Genomic DNA, 274 nt, shown 5'->3' on the forward strand with positions numbered 1-274 from the left:
TTCCGATCTGCTCATTCATGATTGGCCGACCATGTATTTTGGGGAGAAAATCGCTAAGTAGAAAAAAGTCAAAAAAACTACGATCCAGAAAATGTCTTTCGTTTCGAACAGAGCATTCCACTATGATAACGAAAAGACGGCAACGGTTCGACCGTCGCCATCAGGTAGTAATTATTGCTCAATTTTTCCTTTCCATTTCGCCATCCCGCCATCAAGGTTGTAAACATCTCTATACCCATTCTCTATCAGGAAGTTTCCGCTTTCAGTCCCCATT

At 42.0% G+C, this 274-nt stretch carries 1 pseudogene; it reads left to right on the forward strand.

What is annotated here, in order from left to right:
• Nucleotides 1–72: 72 nt before the first annotated feature.
• Nucleotides 73–126, forward strand: a pseudogene (locus VJI93_RS09475) (BBE domain-containing protein); the annotation flags it as partial.
• Between the last annotated feature and the right edge of the window lie 148 nt (nt 127–274).

This window comes from Parvimonas sp. M20, assembly GCF_035282425.1.
Taxonomy (GTDB): domain Bacteria; phylum Bacillota; class Clostridia; order Tissierellales; family Peptoniphilaceae; genus Parvimonas.